Annotated in this window: 21 protein-coding genes; 10 read left to right on the top strand and 11 right to left on the bottom strand. The window is 72.6% G+C overall.

Going from position 1 to position 21411, the window contains the following annotated elements:
- Positions 1-63: 63 nt before the first annotated feature.
- Positions 64-858 carry a polyprenol monophosphomannose synthase gene (locus N8I87_RS06960; protein WP_263206486.1) on the top strand — a complete coding sequence of 265 codons (795 nt, stop codon included), beginning with the start codon at positions 64-66 and terminating at the stop codon, positions 856-858.
- Between the two features lie 94 nt (positions 859-952).
- On the top strand, positions 953-1516 hold the full coding sequence (gene fxsA, locus N8I87_RS06955) for an FxsA family membrane protein (protein ID WP_263206485.1): 564 nt from the start codon (positions 953-955) through the stop codon (positions 1514-1516).
- Positions 1517-1684: 168 nt separating this feature from the next.
- Here the strand turns inward: fxsA and N8I87_RS06950 are convergent, their stop codons facing one another.
- From N8I87_RS06950 to yczE, 4 genes are all read right to left on the bottom strand, one after another.
- Positions 1685-2059 carry an RNA polymerase-binding protein RbpA gene (locus N8I87_RS06950; protein ID WP_003977404.1) on the bottom strand — a complete coding sequence of 125 codons (375 nt, stop codon included), beginning with the start codon at positions 2057-2059 and terminating at the stop codon, positions 1685-1687.
- 278 nt (positions 2060-2337) lie between these two features.
- Positions 2338-3708, bottom strand: coding sequence for an MFS transporter (locus N8I87_RS06945; RefSeq protein ID WP_263206467.1), 1371 nt, complete (start codon positions 3706-3708; stop codon positions 2338-2340).
- A gap of 60 nt (positions 3709-3768) precedes the next feature.
- The gene (locus tag N8I87_RS06940; RefSeq protein ID WP_263206465.1) at positions 3769-4536 is read right to left on the bottom strand and encodes a glycerophosphodiester phosphodiesterase family protein; all 768 of its coding nucleotides are present in this window, start codon (positions 4534-4536) and stop codon (positions 3769-3771) included.
- Positions 4533-5186, bottom strand: coding sequence for a membrane protein YczE (yczE, locus tag N8I87_RS06935; RefSeq protein ID WP_263206463.1), 654 nt, complete (start codon positions 5184-5186; stop codon positions 4533-4535). Before yczE ends, N8I87_RS06940 begins: the two co-directional genes overlap by 4 nt.
- Before the next feature lie 102 nt (positions 5187-5288).
- On the opposite strand from yczE, the gene N8I87_RS06930 reads away from it, so the two are divergent.
- The gene (locus tag N8I87_RS06930; RefSeq protein ID WP_263206462.1) at positions 5289-6797 is read left to right on the top strand and encodes an SCO1417 family PLP biosynthesis transcription factor; all 1509 of its coding nucleotides are present in this window, start codon (positions 5289-5291) and stop codon (positions 6795-6797) included.
- A 10-nt stretch (positions 6798-6807) separates the two neighbouring features.
- Here the strand turns inward: N8I87_RS06930 and N8I87_RS06925 are convergent, their stop codons facing one another.
- On the bottom strand, positions 6808-8400 hold the full coding sequence (locus tag N8I87_RS06925) for a hypothetical protein (protein WP_263206460.1): 1593 nt from the start codon (positions 8398-8400) through the stop codon (positions 6808-6810).
- A 40-nt stretch (positions 8401-8440) separates the two neighbouring features.
- Positions 8441-8635, bottom strand: coding sequence for a hypothetical protein (locus tag N8I87_RS06920; RefSeq protein ID WP_235455802.1), 195 nt, complete (start codon positions 8633-8635; stop codon positions 8441-8443).
- A gap of 348 nt (positions 8636-8983) precedes the next feature.
- Between N8I87_RS06920 and N8I87_RS06915 the strand changes: the two genes are divergently transcribed.
- The 5 genes from N8I87_RS06915 to N8I87_RS06895 all read left to right on the top strand — a co-directional run bounded on the left by N8I87_RS06915 (position 8984) and on the right by N8I87_RS06895 (position 14428).
- The gene (locus tag N8I87_RS06915; RefSeq protein ID WP_263206457.1) at positions 8984-9376 is read left to right on the top strand and encodes an ankyrin repeat domain-containing protein; all 393 of its coding nucleotides are present in this window, start codon (positions 8984-8986) and stop codon (positions 9374-9376) included.
- A gap of 301 nt (positions 9377-9677) precedes the next feature.
- Positions 9678-11096, top strand: a complete 1419-nt coding sequence (locus N8I87_RS06910; protein WP_263206455.1) for a HEAT repeat domain-containing protein — start codon at positions 9678-9680, stop codon at positions 11094-11096.
- Positions 11097-11235: 139 nt separating this feature from the next.
- Positions 11236-12363, top strand: coding sequence for a glycosyltransferase family 4 protein (locus N8I87_RS06905; protein ID WP_263206454.1), 1128 nt, complete (start codon positions 11236-11238; stop codon positions 12361-12363).
- Positions 12360-13583 (top strand): glycosyltransferase, encoded by a 1224-nt coding sequence (locus tag N8I87_RS06900; RefSeq protein ID WP_263206452.1) that lies wholly within the window; start codon positions 12360-12362, stop codon positions 13581-13583. Before N8I87_RS06905 ends, N8I87_RS06900 begins: the two co-directional genes overlap by 4 nt.
- The gene (locus N8I87_RS06895) at positions 13580-14428 is read left to right on the top strand and encodes an SGNH/GDSL hydrolase family protein (RefSeq protein WP_263206450.1); all 849 of its coding nucleotides are present in this window, start codon (positions 13580-13582) and stop codon (positions 14426-14428) included. Before N8I87_RS06900 ends, N8I87_RS06895 begins: the two co-directional genes overlap by 4 nt.
- A gap of 4 nt (positions 14429-14432) precedes the next feature.
- Here N8I87_RS06895 and N8I87_RS06890 read toward each other — a convergent pair whose 3' ends face one another.
- The 5 genes from N8I87_RS06890 to N8I87_RS06870 are packed head-to-tail and all read right to left on the bottom strand — an operon-like array spanning position 14433 to position 18852.
- On the bottom strand, positions 14433-15302 hold the full coding sequence (locus N8I87_RS06890; protein WP_263206449.1) for a 5-oxoprolinase subunit C family protein: 870 nt from the start codon (positions 15300-15302) through the stop codon (positions 14433-14435).
- The gene (locus tag N8I87_RS06885; RefSeq protein WP_263206447.1) at positions 15299-15916 is read right to left on the bottom strand and encodes a 5-oxoprolinase subunit B family protein; all 618 of its coding nucleotides are present in this window, start codon (positions 15914-15916) and stop codon (positions 15299-15301) included. Before N8I87_RS06885 ends, N8I87_RS06890 begins: the two co-directional genes overlap by 4 nt.
- Positions 15913-16671 carry a LamB/YcsF family protein gene (locus N8I87_RS06880; RefSeq protein ID WP_263206445.1) on the bottom strand — a complete coding sequence of 253 codons (759 nt, stop codon included), beginning with the start codon at positions 16669-16671 and terminating at the stop codon, positions 15913-15915. The genes N8I87_RS06885 and N8I87_RS06880 overlap by 4 nt, the downstream gene beginning before the upstream one ends.
- Positions 16672-16705: 34 nt before the next feature.
- Positions 16706-17527, bottom strand: coding sequence for a putative hydro-lyase (locus tag N8I87_RS06875; protein ID WP_263216335.1), 822 nt, complete (start codon positions 17525-17527; stop codon positions 16706-16708).
- 5 nt (positions 17528-17532) lie between these two features.
- Positions 17533-18852: an MFS transporter gene (locus N8I87_RS06870; RefSeq protein WP_263206443.1), complete on the bottom strand. Its 1320-nt coding sequence runs from the start codon at positions 18850-18852 to the stop codon at positions 17533-17535.
- A 131-nt stretch (positions 18853-18983) separates the two neighbouring features.
- Here N8I87_RS06870 and N8I87_RS06865 point away from each other — a divergent pair, with 131 nt between their 5' ends.
- Together N8I87_RS06865 and N8I87_RS06860 are read left to right on the top strand one after the other, a co-directional pair.
- Positions 18984-19691, top strand: coding sequence for a GntR family transcriptional regulator (locus tag N8I87_RS06865; RefSeq protein WP_263206442.1), 708 nt, complete (start codon positions 18984-18986; stop codon positions 19689-19691).
- A 164-nt stretch (positions 19692-19855) separates the two neighbouring features.
- The gene (locus tag N8I87_RS06860; RefSeq protein WP_263206441.1) at positions 19856-21382 is read left to right on the top strand and encodes a hypothetical protein; all 1527 of its coding nucleotides are present in this window, start codon (positions 19856-19858) and stop codon (positions 21380-21382) included.
- Positions 21383-21411 lie beyond the last annotated feature (29 nt).

Genomic DNA, 21411 nt, shown 5'->3' with positions numbered 1-21411 from the left:
GTCACGTCGACGCAGGCCGCGGCCACTATGGTGGACCCCTGCGTACGACACGAAGGGGCAGCAGTGAACGACGGCGACGGGACCCTCGCGGCACAGGCCCAGGGGAGGCAGTTCGGCCCGCTCGGCACGGCCTTGGTGATCATTCCGACCTACAACGAGGCGGAGAACATCAAGTCCATCGTCGGCCGGGTCCGCAAGGCCGTCCCCGAGGCGCACGTTCTCGTGGCGGACGACAACAGCCCCGACGGCACCGGCAAGCTCGCCGACGAGCTGGCCGCAGAGGACGACCACGTCCAGGTGCTGCACCGCAAGGGCAAGGAGGGGCTCGGCGCCGCCTACCTCGCGGGCTTCCGCTGGGGCCTCGACAACGGCTACGGCGTGCTCGTCGAGATGGACGCCGACGGCTCCCACCAGCCCGAGGAACTGCCGCGCCTGCTCACCGCCCTCAAGGGCGCCGACCTCGTGCTCGGCTCGCGCTGGGTGCCCGGCGGCCGGGTCGTGAACTGGCCCAGGTCCCGCGAGTTCCTCTCGCGTGGCGGCAGCACCTACTCGCGCATCATGCTCGACGTGCCGATCCGGGACGTGACCGGCGGCTACCGCGCCTTCCGCCGCGAGACCCTGCAGGGACTCGGGCTCGACAAGGTGGCCTCACAGGGGTACTGCTTCCAGGTCGACCTGGCCCGGCGCGCGGTCAGGGCCGGCTATCACGTCGTCGAGGTGCCGATCACGTTCGTGGAGCGGGAACTCGGCGACTCCAAGATGAGCCGCGACATCGTCGTCGAGGCCCTGTGGCGGGTCACGGCATGGGGCCTGGGCGAGCGGGTCGGCAGGATCACGGGCAAGGGCAAGCAGGCCTAGGGGGTCCCCTAGCCCGGCCCCTCCCCGGGACCTCACAGGCCCCGCCGATCGCCCCCTTATCCCGCACTGAGCCGGGCCCAGGCACACTGGGTGCATGACGACTGGTGCTCCGACCTCTTCGCCCTCCACCCGGCCCCGGCGCTCGCGGCTGCGCAGGTTCCTGCCGCTGGGCGTTGCCGCGTGGCTGGTGCTGGAGGTCTGGCTGCTGACCCTGGTCGCGGACGCGGCGGGCGGCCTGACGGTGTTCCTGCTCCTGCTCGCGGGCGTCGTCGTCGGCTCCGTGGTCATCAAGCGGGCCGGCCGACGCGCCTTCCAGAGCCTCAATGAGGCGCTGCAGCGCGGCGGCTCCCCGGAGCGCGGCGGCGGCAACGGCTTCATGATGCTCGGCGGCCTGCTGCTGACGATCCCGGGTCTGCTTTCGGACGCGGCCGGGCTGCTGCTTCTGATCCCCCCGGTGCAGAAGGCGGTCAGCCGCTACGCGGAGCGCACCTTCGACCGCAGACTCCGCCGGGCCGCCCCCGGCTCGCTGGGCGACGCCTTCCAGCAGGCCCGCATTCACCGCCCCGACGGCAAGATCGTCCAGGGCGAGGTCATCAGGACCGACGGGGACGAGCCGGGCGACACGGCATGGGAGCAGCGCCCGCCGCTGACGAGCTGACCTTTGAGGACGAGGCCAGGCCCTCGGTCCGAGGGGGTCTGGGGGCGCAGCCCCCAGGACCGGCCGCCCGCCACGCAGCCGCACCCGAACACGAAACCGCGGGCGCCGTACGTCAACCTGACGTACGGCGCCCGCGGTCGTTCGCGTGTGTTGTTTGTCGGCTTCCCGCTACGCGGACTTGCGGCTGTCCCGAGGGTGAACCGCGATGTTCATCGCCCCGGAGCGGAGCACGGCAAGGCGCTCCTCGAGGACCTCTTCGAGTTCCTCGCGGGTCCGCCGCTCCATCAGCATGTCCCAATGCGTACGCGCGGGCTTGGCCTTCTTCTCCTCAGGGCCGTCGCCGTCCACGAGGAGTGCCTGGGCACCGCAGACCTTGCACTCCCACTCCGGCGGGATCTCCGCCTCGACCGAGAAGGGCATCTCGAAGCGGTGCCCCTTCTCGCATGCGTACTCCACGGCCTGGCGCGGGGCCAGGTCGATGCCGCGGTCCGTCTCGTAGCTGGTCACCACGAGGCGCGTACCGCGAAGAGCTCGCTCACTCATGAATCGTGCCTCCCGGGCTTGTCGCCCACAGGACAGGTGTCGCTGTCGTCGTCATCCGGTCAACGTCCGGTCGGCGGTAAAGATTCCCGTTCCGTGTCCCGTTCCGGGTCATGCGTCGCCGTCGTAGCCGCCCCTTGTTGTACCCACCGGCGCCCGGTTTGTCACATCTGCTAGCAGATGTCACCCAGCGTTTCGGCACCTTTGACGCGCAGTAACGGTACGCCTGGCAGGCCAAACGCGTACACTACCGCCCTTTCGTGTTGAGCGCTAAATCAGTGCTAGATCCTTTCCGGCACCGGGTTGCCCGCGCCCTCGATCGCCCGCCGTACCGGAACCCGCGCGAGCAGCGCGAACCCGATGACGAAGAAGGCCACCAGCGAGATGATCGCGGAGCGATAGCTGCCGGTCAGCTGGTACGTGACCCCGAACAGAAGCGGGCCCAGCCAGCTCATGCCCCGATCGCTCATCTCGTAAGCGGAGAAGTACTCGGCTTCCTTGCCGGGCGGGACCAGATGGGAGAAGAGCGACCGGGACAGCGCCTGGCTGCCGCCGAGCACCAGCCCGATCCCGGAGGCCAGCACGAAGAACCAGACCGGGGCCCCGGCGGGCAGGAAGTATCCGGCCCCCAGCGTGACCGTCCAGGCGACCAGCGAGCCGAGGATCGTGCGCTTCGCGCCGTAGGTCCGGGCCAGCCGCCCCATCGTCAGCGCGCCCGCCACCGCGAGCACCTGCACCAGGAGCACGGCCGCGATGAGCGTCGACTGTCCGAGCCCCAGCTCCTCGGAGCCGTAGACCGACGCCTGGGAGATCACCGTCTGGATGCCGTCGTTGTAGATGAGGTACGCCAGCAGGAAGGCGAGCGTCAGTGGATGCCGGCGCATGTCGCGGACGGTCGCGACGAGCTGCCGCAGCCCGGCGGAAGTGGCCCCCGCCTCCGGTCCCGCCGCCGTCCTCGCCGATGCCGACCGGCGGTCGCGCAGCCGTCGCAGCGGTACGAGCGTGAAGGCGCCCCACCACAGGCCGGCCGCGGCCAGACAGATGCGGACCGCCGTCGTCTCGGAGACGCCGAAGCGGTCGTGCGCCGAGTACAGGACGAGGTTGGCGACCAGGACCAGTGAGCCCGCCGCGTAGCCGAAGGCCCAGCCCCGCGAGGAGACCGCGTCGCGCTCCTCGGGCGGGGCGATCTGCGGCAGGTAGGCGTTGTAGAGCATCATCGCCACGGACTGCGCCGCGTTCGCGACGATCAGCAGCAGCCCGCCCAGCAGATACCGGTCGCCGTCCAGGAAGAACATGCCGGTCGTCGCCGCGGCGCCGGTGTACGCGGCCGCCGCGAGCAGTGGCTTCTTACGGCCGCTGCGGTCGGCCGCGCTGCCCACCAGGGGCATCACCACGACCGCCACGATCACCGACAGGGACACCGCGTAGGCGAAGAAGGAACCCGCCCGGACCGGGATGCCCAGCGGATGCACGAAGCCGTCCGCGTCCGCCGCCGACTCGGCCACCGAGGTGAGGTAGGGGCCGAGGAACACGGTCAGCACGCTCGTCGAATAGACGGAGCACGCCCAGTCGTAGAAATACCAGCCGCGCTGTTCGCGCCGCCGTTCGACGGCCTCGTCGGCCGCCCCCACCCGCACGGTCTCGGTGCTCACCCGTGCCCTCGCTTCCCCGCAGAAGTGCCGTGCGAAGGCTCGTGCCGTGCCCCGGGGCGCTCAGACCCAGACGCCCCGGTCCTCCATGACCTTGCGCAACGTGTCGATGTGATCGGTCATGATGCCATCGACTCCCAGGTCGAGCAGCCGGTGCATCCGCTCGGGTTCGTTGATCGTCCACACATGGACCTGCAGCCCGAGCGCATGGGCCGCGCGCATGAAGCGGTGGTCGACCACCGGGACGCCCGACTGAGACTCGGGCACCTGCGCGGCGACCGCCGACCGGCGCACCGCGGCGGGCAGCCCCCAGGAGCGCAGCCGCAGGCTGAGCACCCCGCGGACACCGAACGACGTGGCGAGGCGCGGCCCGGCCAGCCGCTGGGCGCGCAGCACGCGTGCCTCGGAGAAGGAGCCCACGCACACCCGGTGCCATGCGTCGGTGCGCTCGATCAGCTGGAGCAGGGGCCGCAGGGCCGGCTCCGCCTTGGCGTCCACGTTCCAGCGCACGTCCGGGAAGGTCTCCAGCAGCTCCTCGAAGAGGGGCACCGGCTCGCGCCCCGCCACGCGCGCTTGCCGTATGTCCTCCCAGGGGAGGTCGCCGATCCGGCCCGCCCCGTCGGTGACCCGGTCCAGGCTGTCGTCGTGGAAGGCGACCAGTTTGCCGTCGGCGGTGGCGTGCACATCGGTCTCGATGTACCGGTAGCCGAGTTCGACCGCGCGCCGGAACTGCGCCACGGTGTTCTCCAGGCCGTCGGCGGCCCCGCCCCGGTGGGCGAAGGGAATGGGGCCGGGATGGTCGAGGTACGGGTGGCGTATGAGCGTGGTCACGGACGCAGTATCACCCTTTCGGGTGTACCGCTGGCAACGACCGCGCTGCCTTGCGATGCCGACGGGACCACGAAGACCCGCAGGAACAGCTGGGCCAGCGGGCCGATGGACAGCGCGTACAGCAGTGTGCCGACGTTGACGTCCCCGCCGAGCGCGAAGCCGGTGACCACGACCGCCACCTCGATCCCGGTCCGCATCAGGCGGACGGAACGGCCCGTACGGCGGTGCAGCCCCGTCATCAGACCGTCGCGCGGACCCGGGCCGAGGCCGGCCGAGATGTAGAGGCCGGTCGCCGCGCCGTTGAGCACGACTCCGGCGAGCAGCAGGGGGATCCGCACCGCCAGGGAGTGCGCCTCGGGGAGCAGGGTGAGCGCGCCGTCCATGGCGATGCCGACGACGAAGACGTTGGACACGGTGCCGATCCCCGGGCGCTGGCGCAGCGGGATCCACAGGAACAGCACCGCCGCGCCCACGACGATCGACACGACGCCGATGGTCAGCCCCGTGAGCTCGGCGAGCCCCTGGTGCAGCACGTTCCAGGGCTCCAGGCCCAGGCCCGCCTCGACGAGAAGGGCGGAACTCACGCCGTACAGCGCGAGCCCCACGTACAACTGGATCAGCCGTCGCCCGAGACGGCCCTGCGTGGACAAGACGTGCCCCCTGGTGTGGTGGTAGTGGCCTGACGCATGACACCCTGTGGCTTGCGAAGGAACGGCATCCATGGCCAATTCGGGGAAGGTGGACTGATCTTCATGGCGCAGTGGACCTCGGCGGTGGGTGCCGCGCAGCTCGCTCGATTGCTCAACTCCCAGCAGGAGCGCCCGGCCGGCCCGGGAACCCGCCGCCCGCCCGCCTACCGCGCGCTCGCCGACGGCATTCGGCTCCTCGTGCTGGAGGGCCGGGTGCCGGTGGCCGCCCGGCTGCCCGCCGAACGGGAACTGGCGATCGCCCTCTCCGTGAGCCGCACCACGGTCGCGGCCGCCTACGAGGCGCTGCGCACCGAGGGCTTCCTGGAGTCACGGCGTGGCGCCGGCAGCTGGACGGCCGTACCCGCCGGGAACCCGCTGCCCGCCCGGGGCCTCGAGCCGCTGCCGCCCGAGGCGCTCGGCTCCGTCATCGACCTCGGCTGCGCCGCGCTGCCCGCCCCCGAACCCTGGCTCACCCGGGCCGTGCAGGGCGCGCTGGAGGAGCTGCCGCCGTACGCCCACACCCATGGCGACTACCCGGCCGGACTGCCCGCGCTGCGCGCGATGATCGCCGAGCGCTACACCGCGCGCGGGATCTCCACCATGCCCGAGCAGATCATGGTGACGACCGGAGCGATGGGTGCCATCGACGCGATCTGCCATCTCTTCGCGGGCCGCGGCGAGCGCATCGCCGTCGAATCCCCTTCCTACGCCAACATCCTCCAGCTGATGAGGGAGGCGGGGGCCCGTCTTGTGCCGGTCGCGATGGCCGACGGGCTGTCCGGCTGGGACCTGGACCGCTGGCGGCAGGTGCTGCGGGAGGCCGCGCCCCGGATCGCCTATGTCGTGGCCGACTTCCACAACCCCACCGGGGCGCTGGCGGACGAGGACCAGCGGCGTCGGCTGGTGGACGCGGCCCGCTCGGCGGGCACGGTGCTCGTGGCCGACGAGACGATGAGCGAGCTGTGGCTGGACGAGGAGTTCGCGAGCGGACCGATGCCGCGTCCGGTGTGCGGCTTCGACCCGGCGGGCTCCACGGTGATCACGGTCGGCTCGGCGAGCAAGGCCTTCTGGGCGGGCATGCGCATCGGCTGGGTGCGTGCGGCACCGGATGTGATCCGCAGCCTGGTCGCCGCGCGCGCCTACGCCGACCTGGGCACCCCCGTACTGGAGCAGCTGGCCGTGAACTGGCTGTTCAGCACGGGCGGTTGGGAGCAGGCCGTCGACCTGCGGCGCGGTCAGGCCCGTGAGAACCGGGACGCGCTGGTGGCGGCGGTGCGGCGGGAGCTGCCCGGCTGGGAGTTCGAGGTGCCCAAGGGCGGCCTGACGCTGTGGGTGCGCGCGGGCGGCCTGTCGGGCTCGCGGCTCGCGGAGGCCGGGGAACGGGTCGGGGTCCGTGTCCCGTCCGGCCCCCGCTTCGGGGTCGACGGCGCGTTCGAGGGGTATGTGCGACTCCCGTTCACCGTCGGGGGTGCGGTGGCCGAGGAGGCGGCGGCGCGCCTGGCCGCGGCGGCCCGGCTGGTCGAGGCCGGGGCGACCGGCGGGGCCGAGGCGCCGCGGACGTTCGTCGCGTAGGTCGGTGCGGTCAGCCCTGCTCGGCGGCCACGGCCTCTACCGGCACCGGCTCGGCTGCGGTGTCCACCGGCCGCGTGGGCTCGGCGTCCGCCGGTGTCGTCCGCGCGGGCAGCAGCGCCAGCACCGCCTGGCGGTCGGCGTCGCTCGCCGCGTCGTCGTACGGGTCGGGGGTGGACGGGACCTGGAGCCGGTGGACGGGCCCGTTGCCCAGGCGGGCGTAGCCGCGCCCCGGCGGGACATGGGTGAGCGGTGTCGTGTGCGGCGGCGCCCCGAGCACCGCTTCCAACTGCTCCGGCGCCGCCGGGCCGAGTACCACCCGCGCGCGCGTGTGCTGCCGTACCGGCTCGCTCAACGCGTCCGCGCTGTCGAACTGCTCGGCCACGACGACGGTCACATGGGCCGCACGGCCGTGCCGCAGCGGAACCTGGAGCAGGGCCTGCGGGTCCTTGCGGCCGTCCGCGGCGGCGAGATGGGTGAAGACGCTGGGGCGGTCCAGCAGGATCCACAGCGGCCGCTTGGCGTCGTCCGGTGTCGGCTGCCCCGCCTGCCGGGCCCGGTTCGCCGCGATGAGCCGTCGCTCCGTCTCGTGCGCGGCCCACTCCAGGCTGGCCTGTGCCCCGGTCAGCCCGCACTCGACGCCCAGGACCCCGTTCCGGCCGGTGAGGCAGGCGTACTCGCCGGTGCTGCCGCCCTCGACGATCAGTACGTCGCCGTGCTGGAGCGCCTGGAGGGCTACGCAGCGCAGGAGTGTCGAGGTGCCGCTGCCGGGCTGGCCGACGACCAGCAGATGCGGCTCGGTGGAGCGGATGCCGGTGCGCCAGACGACCGGCGGCACGTCGCGCTGTTCCTCGCCGTAGTCCAGGGGAAGCGTGCGCTGGACCTCGGAGGGGTCGGTGAAGCCGAGCACGGTTTCGCCCGGCGCGGTGACGAAGCGCTGGGCGGCGATGTCGGTGGGCAGGGGAGCGAGGACGGTGACGGTGAGCTGGTTGCCCTCCTCGTCCCAGGCGAAGTGGTACTCGCGGCCGCGTCCGGCCTTCGCGGCGAGCAGATGCTCGATGCGCGCGCGGGCCTCGGCCTCCCCGTCGGGGAAGTACGCCGGGTAGCGGATGACGAGGTGGGACACCCGTCCCGCGTCGTCGAACCCGGTGGTGGTGAAGGACTTCTCCCACTCCCCGCCGTGGGTGTACTGCGGTGCCGGGTCGTCAGGGTGCGAGAAGTAGGGCACCAGCGCCTCGTACAGCGACTGCAGCCGCTGCACCTGGGACTCGTCGGGGCCCTCGGGTTCGGGCGCGGCCCGCTCCCGGCCCTGCCAGGCTGCCGCCGCCATCAGCGTGATGGCGGCGAGCAGCGGTCCGTACGGCATCAGTGCCACGACCAGGACGACCGAGGCCGCCAGGAACAGCAGCGGCCCCCGCTTGTCCTTGGGCGTGTCCGCCCATTTGCGCCGCCCGGCCAGGGCCAGCCGGCGCAGTCCGCGGGTGACGGTGATCAGCGGATGGAGGACGTCGGTGGCGCTGTCGGCCGCCGTCCGGGCCAGCTCCCGGCTCCGGGCGATCTGTGCGCTGCCGTTGCTCAGGATGCGGGGGAGGGGGCGCCGGGCCACTGCTGTCTCCTGTTGGTGCGTACGGGCGTGAGGGGCGGCGTCAGAACTTGATGCCGCCGAGCAGGCTCGCCAGGCTCTCGCCGCCGGCCTTGATGCTCGGGGCGATGGCCGTGCTGGCGAGGTAGAAACCGAACAACGATGAGACACAGGCGTGCGATGCCTTGAGGCCGTCCTTCCGGAAGAAGAGAAAGACGATGATGCCGAGCAGGACGACGCCTGACATGGAGAGAATCATTTGAGGTCTCCTGGTGTCGAGGGGGGACAGTCACCATGAGTTCTTCCAGGATCACAGCATGTATCCATACGACAAAAGGTGCAACTGGGTGGTTTTCGCCCGTTTTCCCTCTCTTGGTGGAACGGTCCGGCCCGGTGGAGCAGCGCTCATGGCCTCGGACGACCGAGACCATGGCGTCCGATGACCGGCACTCTTGCGTCCGGTGGCCTGCGTGGTGATCTTTACCTCGGGCAGATCGGGTCATGTGCCGCGGAAGCCAGTACGCTGGCGATTCACTCGTACGGCGGCAACCGCTCGCTGCCGTACGCTCCCTCAGTCCCGAAGTTCACAGGAGAGGCGGTCCGTCCGATGACACAAGCCCCCGACCCCGAGGTCGTGGAGCTGGCGACCAAGATCTTCGATCTGGCCCGCCAGGGCCGGACCGAGGAGCTCGTGGCGTATGTCGACGCGGGCGTGCCGGCCAACCTCACCAATGACCGCGGGGACTGTCTGGTGATGCTCGCCGCGTACCACGGTCACGCCGACGCGGTGCGCGAACTGCTCGACCGGGGCGCCCAGGCGGACCGGGTGAACGACCGGGGTCAAACCCCGCTCGCCGGGGCGGTGTTCAAGGGTGAGCAAGAAGTGATCAAGATTCTTCTCGAGGGCGGCGCCGACCCCACCGCGGGTACTCCGTCCGCCATCGACACAGCGCGTATGTTCGGTAAGAAGGAACTCCTGGAATTGTTCGGCGCACAGTGATCCGAACGTCCTGATCAGGTACGACACACAAAACGGGGGAGGCGGTAAAGGGCCGCCGGAAATACGGTCGCGGCAGGAGAAACCCGCGAGTCATCATGACGTCGTGATTCACGGACGTGATGGCAGGGCAGGTGTTGCCGCACCGCGCGGACCGTGATGCGGTCCGCATGGGCCACTGACGAGAGGCAGAGAGAAATGGTCAGCAGCAAGCAGAAGACGGCGGGCGCCCCGACGTTGTGTCACGCGGCCAGGTAGTGCGTGTTCCCCGGTTGCGTCGACGCTTGATGTGAGGCTGTTTCCCATGTTCGATCCGGTCATAGCGCCCAGCGGTACGCTGCTCGGCCTGCTCCAGCGGGGCCGCGGCGACGGCACGCTGCACGCGCTCACCGCCCCGCGTGCCGAGGCACTCGCGGCACTGCACCACTGTGTGCTCCGCGACCCCCGCCACGACTGGCAGGTGGAGAACCGCTCCCTCTACTACGCCCGGCTCTACCTCGACCTCGACGGAGAGCTGGACGCCATCGAGGCCCACCTCTTCGACCCCGAGGACGTGCTCGACTCCGACGAGTCCCGCACCGGCCTCGCGCTCGCCGTCCTCGGGCACCTCGCCTCGTACGGCAGGCGGGACGCCCTCGAACTGCTGCGCAGGTACGCCGCCATCGGTTCCAACTGGGCCTGGGCCCTGGACGAACTCGCCCTGCGGGACGACGACGCGGGCCTGCGCGCCCTCGCCGCCCCCGTGCTGGCCCGCTTCGCCACCGACGCGGAGGGCGAGGCCGAACTGGCCGCGGCCGTGCGGGACGCCTTCGAGCCCCGGCCCTGGCGGCTGTGGGCCGAGGATCCGCGCGAATCCGTCGCCACACGCGTGCGTGCCGCCCAGGAGGCCGGCTGCTTCGACCGATGGCAACGCCAGATGCGGCCGAGCGGGCCCCGTCCGGGGTGGAGCGTGCAGGCGGTGTTCGAATGGGCTCAGCAGGGCGTCGAACGCGGTGCCGCCCTCCATGTCCCGGCCGCCCGCTGCCTCGTCGCCGTCGCGGGCCCCGAGGACCGGCCGGAGATCGTCCGGGCCGCCCGGGAGGGCGGCGAGGGCGCCCGGTGCACCGCCTTGAGGTACTTGGCCGACAGCAACGACCCCGACGCCCTGGGCTTGATCGAGGCCGCGGTGACCGACGGCTCGACACCCGTCGTGGAAGCCGCCGTCGACGCCTTCGAACGGATGCGCAGCATCGCCGCCGTCGACCGGGCCCGCGGCTGGGCCCACCGGCCCGACGCCCTCGGCGCCGCCTCCGGACGCATGCTCGCCTGCCGCGGCGGGACCCAGGACAGCGACCTCGTCCTCGGCGCGCTCCGCGAGGCCGTACGGGGCGAGGGCCCCGACGCGCCGACCCTGTGGACCCTCGTCGAAGGCACCGGACGCCTCGGCATCGTCTGCGCGGCGCCTGTTCTGCGCCATATTTATCGCGAGACGGCCTCATCGCATCTACGCGGCCGCGCCGCCCGCGCCCTGGCCGCCACCGATCCCTCGTTCCCCGCGGGCTTCGCCGTCGAATGCCTGTGGGACTGCGAGGAGACCACCCGCGAGATCGCCGCCCGGCATGCCGAGACCGGCGACGCCCGGGTCGTCGAGCAGTTGCGCCGGCTGGCCGCCGATCCGGCCGAGGAGGACGAGGTCCAGACAGCCGTACGCAGTCGGATCACGCCCGACGGGCCGGTCTCGTGAACACGAGGTGACTCACGGGTCAGGAGGGCATGGACACGGTCTGACCTGCTCGGGTGTGCAGCGCAACGCTCATGGGACGTTTGTCGTCCGGAAAGATCCACTTTGACGCGGCCACGTCCAGTGCGGCGAGAACACCGGTATGCGTGTCGTCATCGTGACCGAATCCTTTCCCCCCGATGTGAACGGCGTGGCCCACTGCGCGCTCCAGACCGCCCGGCACCTCGTCGATCGCGGTCACGCCCCTCTCGTCGTCGCCCCGGCCCCCGCTCCCGGGAACAAGCCCGACGCCTCGGCGCCGTGCCCCGTCGTCCATGTCCCCTCCCTCCCGCTCCCGGGCTACCCCCAGGTCCGCGTCGCCCTGCCCAGCAGGCGCCTCGCCGCGGCGCTCATCGAGCACCGCGCCGATGTCGTGCACCTGGCCGGCCCCTTCATCCTCGGCGTCCGCGGCATGGCGGCCGCCGCCCGGCTCGGCATCCCCGCCGTGGCCGTCTACCAGACCGATCTGGCCGGTTACGCCCGTACCTACGTGGGCGCCGGCGAGGCGGCGGCCTGGCGGCGCATCCGCTCCGTCCACTCCGCCGCCGATCGCACCCTCGCCCCCTCCAGCGCGGCCATGCACGACCTGGAGGCGCACGGTGTGCCCCGGGTCAAGCTGTGGGCGCGCGGTGTGGACACCGTCCGCTTCCGTCCCGACCACCGTGACGACGTGCTGCGGCGCGAACTCGCCCCGAACGGCGAGCTGATCGTCGGCTACGTCGGCCGGCTCGCCCCCGAGAAGCAGGTCGAACTCCTCGCCGGTGTCTGCGGCCTGGAGGGCGTGCGGGTCGTGGTGGTCGGCGACGGACCCAGCCAGGAGCACCTGACCGAGGCCCTGCCCGGCGCGGTCTTCCTGGGGCGGCGCACGGGTGACGAGCTCGCCCGGATCTTCGCCTCGCTGGACGTCTTCGCGCACACCGGCCCCTTCGAGACCTTCTGCCAGACCGTCCAGGAGGCCATGGCCAGCGGCGTGCCGGTGGTCGCCCCTGCCGCCGGCGGCCCGCTCGACCTGGTCGACCACGGCCGCACCGGGTTCCTGGTGCCGCCGCGCGACGCGGACGCCGTACGGGACGCCGTGCGCGCCCTGGCCGCCGACCCGGCGCTGCGTGCCGACTTCGGAGCCACCGCGCGGGCCACGGTCGAGGGCCGCACCTGGGCCGCCGTCGGCGACCAGCTGATCGCCCACTACGACGACGTGCTCGCCGGGCGCCGGGCGGTGGTGGCGGCATGACCACCGACTCCCTGCGCATCGTGCGGCTCGCCAACTTCGTCGCCCCCGCCTCGGGCGGTCTGCGCACCGCGCTGCGTGAGCTGGGCAAGGGCTTTCGCACCGCCGGCCACGAGCCGGTGCTGATCGTGCCGGGCGAGCGGCACACCGACCAGGACACCGAGCAGGGCCGGGTCATCACCCTGCCCGGCCCGCTGCTGCCGGGCACCGGCGGCTACCGCGTCCTCACCGACAAGCGGCGCGTCGCCGCCCTCCTGGAGGAGCTGGCCCCGGACCGCCTGGAGGTCTCCGACCGGACGACGCTGCGCTGGACCGGCAGGTGGGCCCGCCGGGCCCGGGTCCCCGCCGTGATGGTGTCCCACGAGACCGCCGACGGCGTACTGCGCACCTGGGGCGTGCCGGAGAACCTGTCCCGCCGGGCCGCCGACTCCCTCAACATCCGTACGGCCCACACGTACTCGCGGGTCGTGTGCACCACGGAGTTCGCCGAGCGGGAGTTCGTGCGGATCGGCGCGCGCAACGTCGTACGGGCTCCGCTGGGCGTCGATCTGATGGAGCGGCACCCCGCCCTGCGGGACCCCGGCCTGCGGGACTGGCACGCGCGCCCGGACGAGGCGCTGCTGGTGATGTGTTCCCGGCTGTCCGTGGAGAAGCGGCCGGGCACTGCGCTCGACGCCCTGGACGCGCTGCTGCGGCGCGGGCGGCGGGCGGTGCTCGTGGTGGCCGGGGACGGGCCGCTGCGGGCGCGCCTGGAGCAGCGGGCGCGTGAGCGCGGGCTGCCGGTCACCTTCCTCGGGCATGTGTCCGACCGGGGTGCACTGGGCGCCCTCCAGGCCTCCGCCGACGTGTCCCTGGCGCCCGGACCGGCCGAGACCTTCGGGCTCGCCGCCCTGGAGGCCATGGCGTGCGGCACGCCCGTGGTGGCGAGCGCGTCGTCCGCGCTGCCCGAGGTGATCGGGTCCGCGGGCGCCACGGCGGCCGACCACGGCGACGCCTTCGCCGACGCGATCGAGACACTCCTGGAGCGGGCCGAGCCCGAGCGCCGGGAGTCGGCACGCGCGCGTGCGGAGTGCTTCGGGTGGGGAACGGCGGTGGAGGCGTTCCTCGCGGCACACGATGCGCCGGTGCTGTCCCGTGGTGCGGGGGAGGACGCGAACGGGCAGGACAGCTCGGCGCCGTCCCCGGCGTCGTCCCGTCGCGTCGTCCCGGAGAGGGTCGTATGAGACCCGTCCGCTTCGTGGCCCTCGGGGACTCGCTGACCGAGGGCGTGGGCGACCCCGCCGGTGACGGCTGGCGCGGCTGGGCCGCGCTGCTGGCCGGCGGGCTCACGAAGGACGAGGTCGCGTTCACCAACCTCGCCGTCAGCGGGGCACAGACGCGCGACGTCCTGGAGCGGCAGACCCCGGCCGGGCTGGAGCTGAGCCCGGACGTCGTGTCCGTCGTCATCGGCGTCAACGACACGCTGCGCTGCACCTTCGACATCCACGCGGTGGCCGCGCGGCTCGACAAGGTCTACGCGGCCTTCACCCGGCAGGGCACGGTCCTGCTCACGGCCTGCCTGCCCGACCCCGGTGCGATGCTGGGGCTCCCGGGTGCCCTCGCCCGCCCGCTGGCCCGGCGGCAGCGGGCGGTGAACGCGGTCGTGCACGCGCTGTCCGACCGCTACGGCGCCGTCCACCTGCACGCCGCGGAAGGCCTCTGGCTCAGCGACCGTGCGATGTGGAGCGCGGACCGGCTGCATCCCGGTGAGCGCGGCCACCGGCAACTGGCGCTGCGCTTCCACGCGCTGCTCGCCGACGCGGGCTTCGCGACCGGGACCACGCCCTCGCCCGAGCCGGAGTTCGCGGCGCCCACCAAGTCGGCGAGCCTGTGGTGGCTGGCCACCGCAGGCACCGCCTGGGTGGCCAGACGCTGCACCGACCTGCTGCCGCAGCTGCTGAGGCTGGCCGTCGACGAGATGCGGCACCGCGCGCGGGGCACCAGCGCCCGCCTCGACCTGCGGACGTCCGCCGCGGTGTCGGCCGCGCTGGCCGCCCTGTCCGTCGCGGAGCAGCCGGACGCGGCGTGACGGCTCAGCGGCGGCGCACGGCCACGAAGCGGACCGGGGTGCCCGGCACCGCCTGCGCGGCCGCCGGGAGGTCGGCGGCGCGGACCACCGCGATCACCGGGTAGCCCCCGGTGGTCGGGTGGTCCGCGAGGAAGACCACCGGGCGGCCGTCCGGCGGCACCTGGACCGCGCCCAGCACCATGCCCTCACTGGGGAGTTCGCCGGGCACGGCCCGCTCCAGCGCGGGCCCCTCCGTACGCAGCCCGATGCGGTTGCTCGCCGACGACACCCGGTACACGCGCGTGGTGAAGTCGCGGCCGGCCCGTGGCGTGAACCAGTCGTCGCGCGGGCCCGGTGTCACGCGCAGGACGAGTTCGGCCGGTGGCCGCGGCTGCGGCGCGACGTCCACGCGCGCGTGGGAACCGGCCGGAGTGCCCAGCGGCAGTACCGTGCCGTCCGCGAGCGGCGCCGGGCCGAGGCCGGACAGCAGATCCGTGGAACGGCTGCCGAGGACCGGCTCGACGGTGATGCCGCCGGAGACGCCCACGTAACCGCGTACTCCGGCGACGGCCGTGCCCACCTCCAGCACCTGTCCGGCCGGCACCACGACCGGGGCGGCCCAGGCGACCGGCCGCCCGCCCACCGTGACGGGGCACGGGGCACCCCCGACCGCCACGGTGACCGTCGAACGGGGCCGTACGGCGCAGCCGTTGAGGGTCGTCTCCAGGACGGCGGCGTCGGGCGGGTTGCCGACCAGCCGGTTGACGAGCGCCGCGGCGGGCACGTCGAGAGCACCGGAACGGGGCACACCGAGGTGGGCGTACCCGGGCCGCCCGGTGTCCTGCACGGTGGTCAGCGCCCCGGCCCGCACGACGACGAGCGCGCGGTCGGTCATGCGCCGTCCGCCGGTATGAAGCGGACACATGTCCCTGGTGACAGCAGCGCGGCCGGCACGCGCGCGTGGTCCCACAGGACCGCGTCCGTCGTGCCGATCAGCTGCCAGCCGCCCGGCGACGGACGCGGATACACACCCGTGTACGGGCCCGCGAGCGCCACGGCACCGGTCGGCACGGCGGTACGCGGAGTGGCCCGGCGCGGCACGTCGCAACGGTCCGGGAGACCGGTGAGGTAGCCGAAGCCGGGCGCGAAACCGCAGAAGGCGACGGTGAATTCGGTGGCCGCGTGGATGCGGGCCACCTCCTGCACGGACACCCTCCAGTGCGCGGCGACGTCGGCGAGGTCCGGGCCGTCGTAACGCACGGGGAGCTCGATCGCCGCACGCGCGCGTGCGGGAGCGGGTGGTACCTCGGAGGCGGTCAGTTCGGATGCCCAACGGACCGGGTCGTCGAGGCCGTCGAGGAGGACCGTACCGGCCGCCGGGACGATCTCGCGGACCGCCAGGGAGCCCTCCGCGCGGCGGCGCAGCAGCTCCGCGTGCAACGCCTGGGCCTGTGCGCCGGACGACACCTCGACGAGGAGTGCGCTGTCGCCGACGACAACGGCCCTCATGCGAAGGCCTCCACCCGGACGCCCGCCGCCACCAGCCGCTCGCGCACGCGCCGGGCCAGCTCCACCGCACCCGGAGTGTCCCCGTGCAGACACAGCGAGCGGGCGCGCACCTCGATGCGCGCCCCGGAGCGCGCGTTGACAGCGCCGGAGCGCGCCAGATCCACCGAGCGCTCGACGACCGCCTCCGGGTCGCTGACCACCGAGCCGTCCAGTCCGCGCGGCACGAGCGTCCCCTCGTCGGTGTACGCACGGTCCGCGAACGCTTCCGCGACGGCCGGCAGTCCCGCCTTCTGCGCCAGCTCCAGCAGGCGGGAGCCGGGCAGCCCGAGGACGGGGAGCGAGGCGTCCGCGAGGAGCACGCCGTCGATCACCGCCCGGGCCTGCTCCTCGTCGTGCACGACCCGGTTGTAGAGCGCGCCGTGCGGCTTCACATAGGCCACGCGCGCGCCCGCGGCGCGCGCGAAGACCTCCAGGGCACCGATCTGGTACGCCACTTCGGCCGCCAGCTCGGCGGGCGGCACCTCCATCGCGCGCCGCCCGAACCCCGCCAGGTCCCGGTAGGAGACCTGCGCGCCGATCGTCACACCTCGCTCGGCCGCCAGCTCGCACACCCGGCGCATGGTGGCCGCGTCCCCGGCGTGGAAGCCGCAGGCCACGTTGGCGCTGGTGACGACGGACATCAGCTGTTCGTCGTCGGTCAGCCGCCAGCGGCCGAAGCCCTCGCCGAGGTCGGCGTTCAGATCGATCGCGGTCATGGAACCGTGTGCCTCCGGTCTTCGTGTCGTGCTGTCAGACGACGCGGTACTGCTCGTCGCGGGCGTCCGTGAGGAACATCTGGCCGGGTGCGTGGGTGATCGCGAACGGCGGACGCGAGGCCATCACCGCGGCCTGGGGCGTCACCCCGCAGGCCCAGAACACCGGGATGTCGTCCGGTCCGGCAGTCACGGGGTCGCCGAAGTCGGGGCCGGCGAGGTCGTCGATGCCGAGCGCCGAGGGGTCGCCGCAGTGCACGGGGCTGCCGTGCACCGCCGGGAACAGACTGCTCTCCCGGATCGCGGTGGCCAGGTGCTCCGGCGGCACCGGACGCATGGACACCACCAAGGGCCCGCTCAGCCGCCCCGCGGGACGGCACTGCCGGCCGGTCACGTACATCGGGACGTTGCGGCCCTGCTCGACATGGCGGATCGGGACGCCCGACCCGGCGAGTGCCCACTCGAAGGTGAAGCTGCAGCCGATCAGGAACGACACCAGGTCGTCGCGCCAGTGGGCCAGCACGTCCGTCGGTTCGTCCACCAGCTCCCCGTCCCGCCACACCCGGTAGCGGGGCAGATCGGTGCGCAGGTCCGCCCCCTCGGCCAGGACCGTGGTCCAGGAACCGGCGTCCGTGACGTCGAGGACCGGACAGGGCTTGGGGTTGCGCTGGCAGAACAGCAGCATGTCGTAGGCCCAGTCGGCCGGCACCGAGATGAGGTTGGCCTGGGTGTGGCCCGCCGCGATCCCGGCCGTGGGGCCCGCCAGGCCCGCCCGGAAGCGGGCCCGCGCGTCTTTCGCGCTCCACGCGTGCGCGTGCTCGTCGACCAGGGTCAGGGGACGGTCCTGCGTACGGTCCACCGCGGTCACGCCAGTTCCTTCCCGCGCGTCTCCGGCAGCCCGAAGAGCGCCAGGGCCGCGATGCCGTATCCGATCGCACCGAAGACCAGCGCGCCGCCCACGCCCCAGCTGTCGGCCAGGAAGCCCACCAGGGTCGGGAAGACGGCACCCACCGCGCGGCCGGTGTTGTAGGTGAAGCCCTGTCCGGTGCCGCGGACCGCCGTCGGGTACAGCTCGCTCAGGAAGGACCCGAAGCCGCTGAAGATCGCCGACATGCAGAACCCGAGCGGGAAGCCCAGCACGAGCAGCAGGGTGTTGGCGCCCTGGGGGATGTTCGCGTACGCCAGGATGCACAGGGCCGAGAGCAGCGCGAAGAGCCAGATGTTGCGGCGGCGGCCCAGTCGGTCGGTGAGGTGGCCGCCGGTCAGATACCCGAGGAAGGCGCCCGAGATCAGGAAGGTCAGATAGCCGCCGGTGCCGACGACGGACAGGCCGCGCTCCGTCTTGAGATACGTCGGCACCCAGGTCGCCAGGGTGTAGTAGCCGCCCTGGACGCCGGTCGAGAGCAGGCCCGCGAAGACCGTCGTGCGCAGCAGACCAGGGGACTCTGCCGTGCCCGGCCGGAAGATCGCGGTGAACGAGCCCCGCTGTGCGCTCTGTTCGCGGGCGGCCGTCGCCTCCGGGGCGTCGTGCACCCGACGGCGCAGCCACACCACCAGCAGCGCGGGCAGCGCGCCGGTCCAGAACATGATGCGCCAGGCCAGGTCGTCGCCGGCGAAGGAGAAGACCAGGGTGTAGACGACGGCGGCCAGTCCCCAGCCCACGGCCCATGAACTCTGGATCGCGCCGAGCGTACGGCCTCGGTGCTTCGCGCTCGCGTACTCGGCGACCAGGATCGCGCCGACCGCCCACTCGCCGCCGAAACCCAGCCCCTGGAGGGCGCGGAACACCAGCAGCGTCTCGTAGTCGGGCGCGAAGCCGCACGCCACGGTGAACACCGCGTAGGTGATCACGGTGATCATCAGCGCCCTGACCCGGCCGACCCGGTCCGCGAACACGCCCGCCACGGCGCCGCCGATCGCGGAGACCACCAGGGTGACGGTGGTGAACAGACCGGTCTGGCCGCTGTCCAGACCGAAGTACGCCGCCAGCGCGACCATGGTCAGCGGCAGGGTGAAGTAGTCGTAGGAATCCAGGGCATATCCGCCGAAAGCGCCCGCGAAGGCGCGGCGGCCGCCGGGGCCGAGGGCGCGCAGCCAGCCCAACGCGCCGTCGTAGGGGCCGCGTTCACCCCTGTCGTGCCGGGTGCCGGAGGAAAGGGCCTGGGGTGGAGGGGTCGAGCTCATGAGCACCTCGCAGATGAGGGACGGAGGGTGCGGGAACTGAGCTGTGCCGTGCGGAGCACCGTAGAGGATCGTTCAACGATCCTTCAATACCCATGTTGTTTCGTCCTTGTGTCTGCGGTTGAATTCCGGGCATGGCAGAGCAGCTGACGGGACTGGCCGACGACCGCGCCCTCCTGGGCCGTACCAGCACCGCGGAGCGGGTCTCGGACATCCTCAGAAGCCGCATCGCGGATGGCTATTTCCCGCCAGGGACCCGGCTGTCGGAGGACAGCATCGGAGGGGCGCTCGGCGTCTCCCGCAACACCCTGCGGGAGGCGTTCCGGCTGCTCACCCACGAGCGCCTGCTGGTCCACGAACTCAACCGGGGCGTCTTCGTCCGGGTTCTGACCGTCGAGGACGTCGAGGACATCTACCGCACCCGCGCTCTCGTCGAGTGCGCTGTCGTCCGCGGGCTGGGCGAGCCGCCGTACGTCCTGGACGGGCCGGCCTCGGCGGTGACGGAGGGACAGGTGGCCGCCGTCGAGAATGACTGGAAAGGACTGGGTACGGCCAACATCCACTTCCATCGGGAACTGGTCGCCCTGGCCGGCAGCGAACGCACCGACGAACTGATGCGCAGCGTCTTCGCCGAGCTGCGGCTGGCCTTCCACGTCGTGGACGACCCGCGCCGGCTGCACGAGCCCTACCTGGCCCGCAACCGCCTGATCCTCCAGGCGCTCCAGGCGGGGGACCGGCGCGAGGCGGAGAAGCTCCTGGAGACCTATCTCGCGGACTCGCTCGAGCGGGTCGTCGAGGTGTACCGGAGGCGGGTCGGGGAGGACGTCCGGGGCGACGGCTGAAGGTACGGCCGAGGATCCGGCCGAGATGACGGTCGAGGATCCGGCCGGGGTGACCGCCGAAGACCCGGCCGAGGTGACCGCCGAGGTCGTCTCGCGCTGCTGTGACGGCCGTCGCTTCTGCGTCGTTTGGGTCGTTGTCAGACCGAGGACCTAGTCTGTGCACCGTGACTTCGCCTGCATCGACGGACAGCGTTCCGCCCCAGTTCAGCGCGGGGCCGCGCCCGGCTCCGGGCCCGGCCGCCGACGAGGGACTGGCGCGGCGGCTGCGCGCGCTCGCCTGCACGGCGCCGCTGCACGACCTCGACGCGCGCAAGGCGAACCTGGCGGGCGAGTACTCGGTGTACGGCATGGCGGAGGTGGCCCTCGCCGCCATCGACCTCGTCACCCTCAACATGGACTTCGACACGGGCGCCGACCACGAGCAGATAGTGGCCAGGCTCATCCCGCGCATCGCCGCCCAGGCCCCGCGGCGGCCCGTCGCCGAGCACGAGCGGGTGGCCCGCTGGGTCCTGGAGAACCTGATCAATGTCGGCAGCGTCGACCGCGGCTTCCGAGCCGTGTACGGCACGTTCGCGCCGGACGGCACCTATGTCCGCCGTGACTACGACTTCAAGCTGATCGAGGAGGTCCCCGGCCCTGGCGGCACCGTCTATCTGCGGACGACGGACGAGGCGGTCAACGTCCTGGTCGGCGCGCTCGACACCGACGTCACCAGCGCCCAGATCGCCGCCGAGGTCAAGCTGGAGGTCCTGATCAACCGCGGCCGTCTCGCCGACGCCCAGCTCGCCGCGGAGCAGGCCAGGTACCGGACCGTGCAGTACTCGGAGACCCTGCGCCGGGCCCTGGAGGCCACCCGGCGCAACGTCCGGGCCGTGGACTGGCTCAACGCCGTTCCGGACATGATCGCCGAGGCCCTGGACCACGTCGCCGACCGCTACCGCCACGAGAACGCGATCCTCACCAACATCCGCAAGGCCCGCGACGAGACCGAGGACGCCGAGCACAAGCGCCGCGCCGCCGAGCTGGTCGACATCGTCAAGGACTGCATCCGGCGGCACACGCAACTGCAGTCCCGGCTGCTGGAAGCGGGCCCCCTGTTCCGCGCCGAGCAGGACCGGCAGGCCTTCGCCACCCCCATGACGACCTCGGGGATAGACCTCTACGGCCACCTCGTCGCGCCGTTGCTGCCCCTGCCCCTGGAGCAGGCGATCCGGGTCACGGACGCCTTCTTCGCGCGCGGAACCGGGTTGCGCACGCCCGCTTCGGTACGGGTCACGGACCTCGTCGACCTGCTCCTGACACCGCCGGTGGAACGGGAGCACCTGGGCGTGGAGATGCCCGAGCCCGACCTCGTCGCCACGCCGGACGACAGCCGGTTCAGCGACGATCAGCTGGCTGCCGCGAAGGAGCTGCTGGATCTGCCCGCGGACGCGCCGAGGAGACTGTCCGGACTGCTCGCTCAGGCGCGCCGGCAGGACCCCGACCTCCCGTACCTGGTGGCGCTGCTGGCGGTGCACGCGGCCAGCCCCGCGGTCGGCACGGCCTACCGGCAGGGCGAGGAGAAACTGCTGTTCGCCGTGGACGACGGCACGGAGCTGGACGATCCCGAGTTCGGCGGCGCCGACCTCATCGTCGGCACCGCCCTGCTGGACGCCGCGGGGATGGCGGCGGACCGGACGGAGGCGGCGTGAACGGAGCGGGCCGACGTACGTACGAATGT

The sequence above is a fragment of the Streptomyces sp. HUAS 15-9 genome (assembly GCF_025642155.1).
In the GTDB taxonomy this organism is placed as follows: domain Bacteria; phylum Actinomycetota; class Actinomycetes; order Streptomycetales; family Streptomycetaceae; genus Streptomyces.
The sequence above is the reverse complement of the archived record's forward strand: the minus strand, read 5'-3'. Positions and strand labels throughout refer to the sequence as shown.

Bases quoted from the DNA above. Each gene is read 5' to 3' on its own strand.
- fxsA (WP_263206485.1), top strand. From the start codon at position 953: ATGACGACTGGTGCTCCGACCTCTTCGCCCTCCACCCGGCCCCGGCGC.
- N8I87_RS06950 (WP_003977404.1), bottom strand. From the start codon at position 2,059: ATGAGTGAGCGAGCTCTTCGCGGTACGCGCCTCGTGGTGACCAGCTAC.
- N8I87_RS06930 (WP_263206462.1), top strand. From the start codon at position 5,289: ATGGCGCAGTGGACCTCGGCGGTGGGTGCCGCGCAGCTCGCTCGATTG.
- N8I87_RS06920 (WP_235455802.1), bottom strand. From the start codon at position 8,635: ATGATTCTCTCCATGTCAGGCGTCGTCCTGCTCGGCATCATCGTCTTT.
- N8I87_RS06915 (WP_263206457.1), top strand. From the start codon at position 8,984: ATGACACAAGCCCCCGACCCCGAGGTCGTGGAGCTGGCGACCAAGATC.
- N8I87_RS06910 (WP_263206455.1), top strand. From the start codon at position 9,678: ATGTTCGATCCGGTCATAGCGCCCAGCGGTACGCTGCTCGGCCTGCTC.
- N8I87_RS06905 (WP_263206454.1), top strand. From the start codon at position 11,236: ATGCGTGTCGTCATCGTGACCGAATCCTTTCCCCCCGATGTGAACGGC.
- N8I87_RS06900 (WP_263206452.1), top strand. From the start codon at position 12,360: ATGACCACCGACTCCCTGCGCATCGTGCGGCTCGCCAACTTCGTCGCC.
- N8I87_RS06895 (WP_263206450.1), top strand. From the start codon at position 13,580: ATGAGACCCGTCCGCTTCGTGGCCCTCGGGGACTCGCTGACCGAGGGC.
- N8I87_RS06890 (WP_263206449.1), bottom strand. From the start codon at position 15,302: ATGACCGACCGCGCGCTCGTCGTCGTGCGGGCCGGGGCGCTGACCACC.
- N8I87_RS06885 (WP_263206447.1), bottom strand. From the start codon at position 15,916: ATGAGGGCCGTTGTCGTCGGCGACAGCGCACTCCTCGTCGAGGTGTCG.
- N8I87_RS06880 (WP_263206445.1), bottom strand. From the start codon at position 16,671: ATGACCGCGATCGATCTGAACGCCGACCTCGGCGAGGGCTTCGGCCGC.
- N8I87_RS06870 (WP_263206443.1), bottom strand. From the start codon at position 18,852: ATGAGCTCGACCCCTCCACCCCAGGCCCTTTCCTCCGGCACCCGGCAC.
- N8I87_RS06865 (WP_263206442.1), top strand. From the start codon at position 18,984: ATGGCAGAGCAGCTGACGGGACTGGCCGACGACCGCGCCCTCCTGGGC.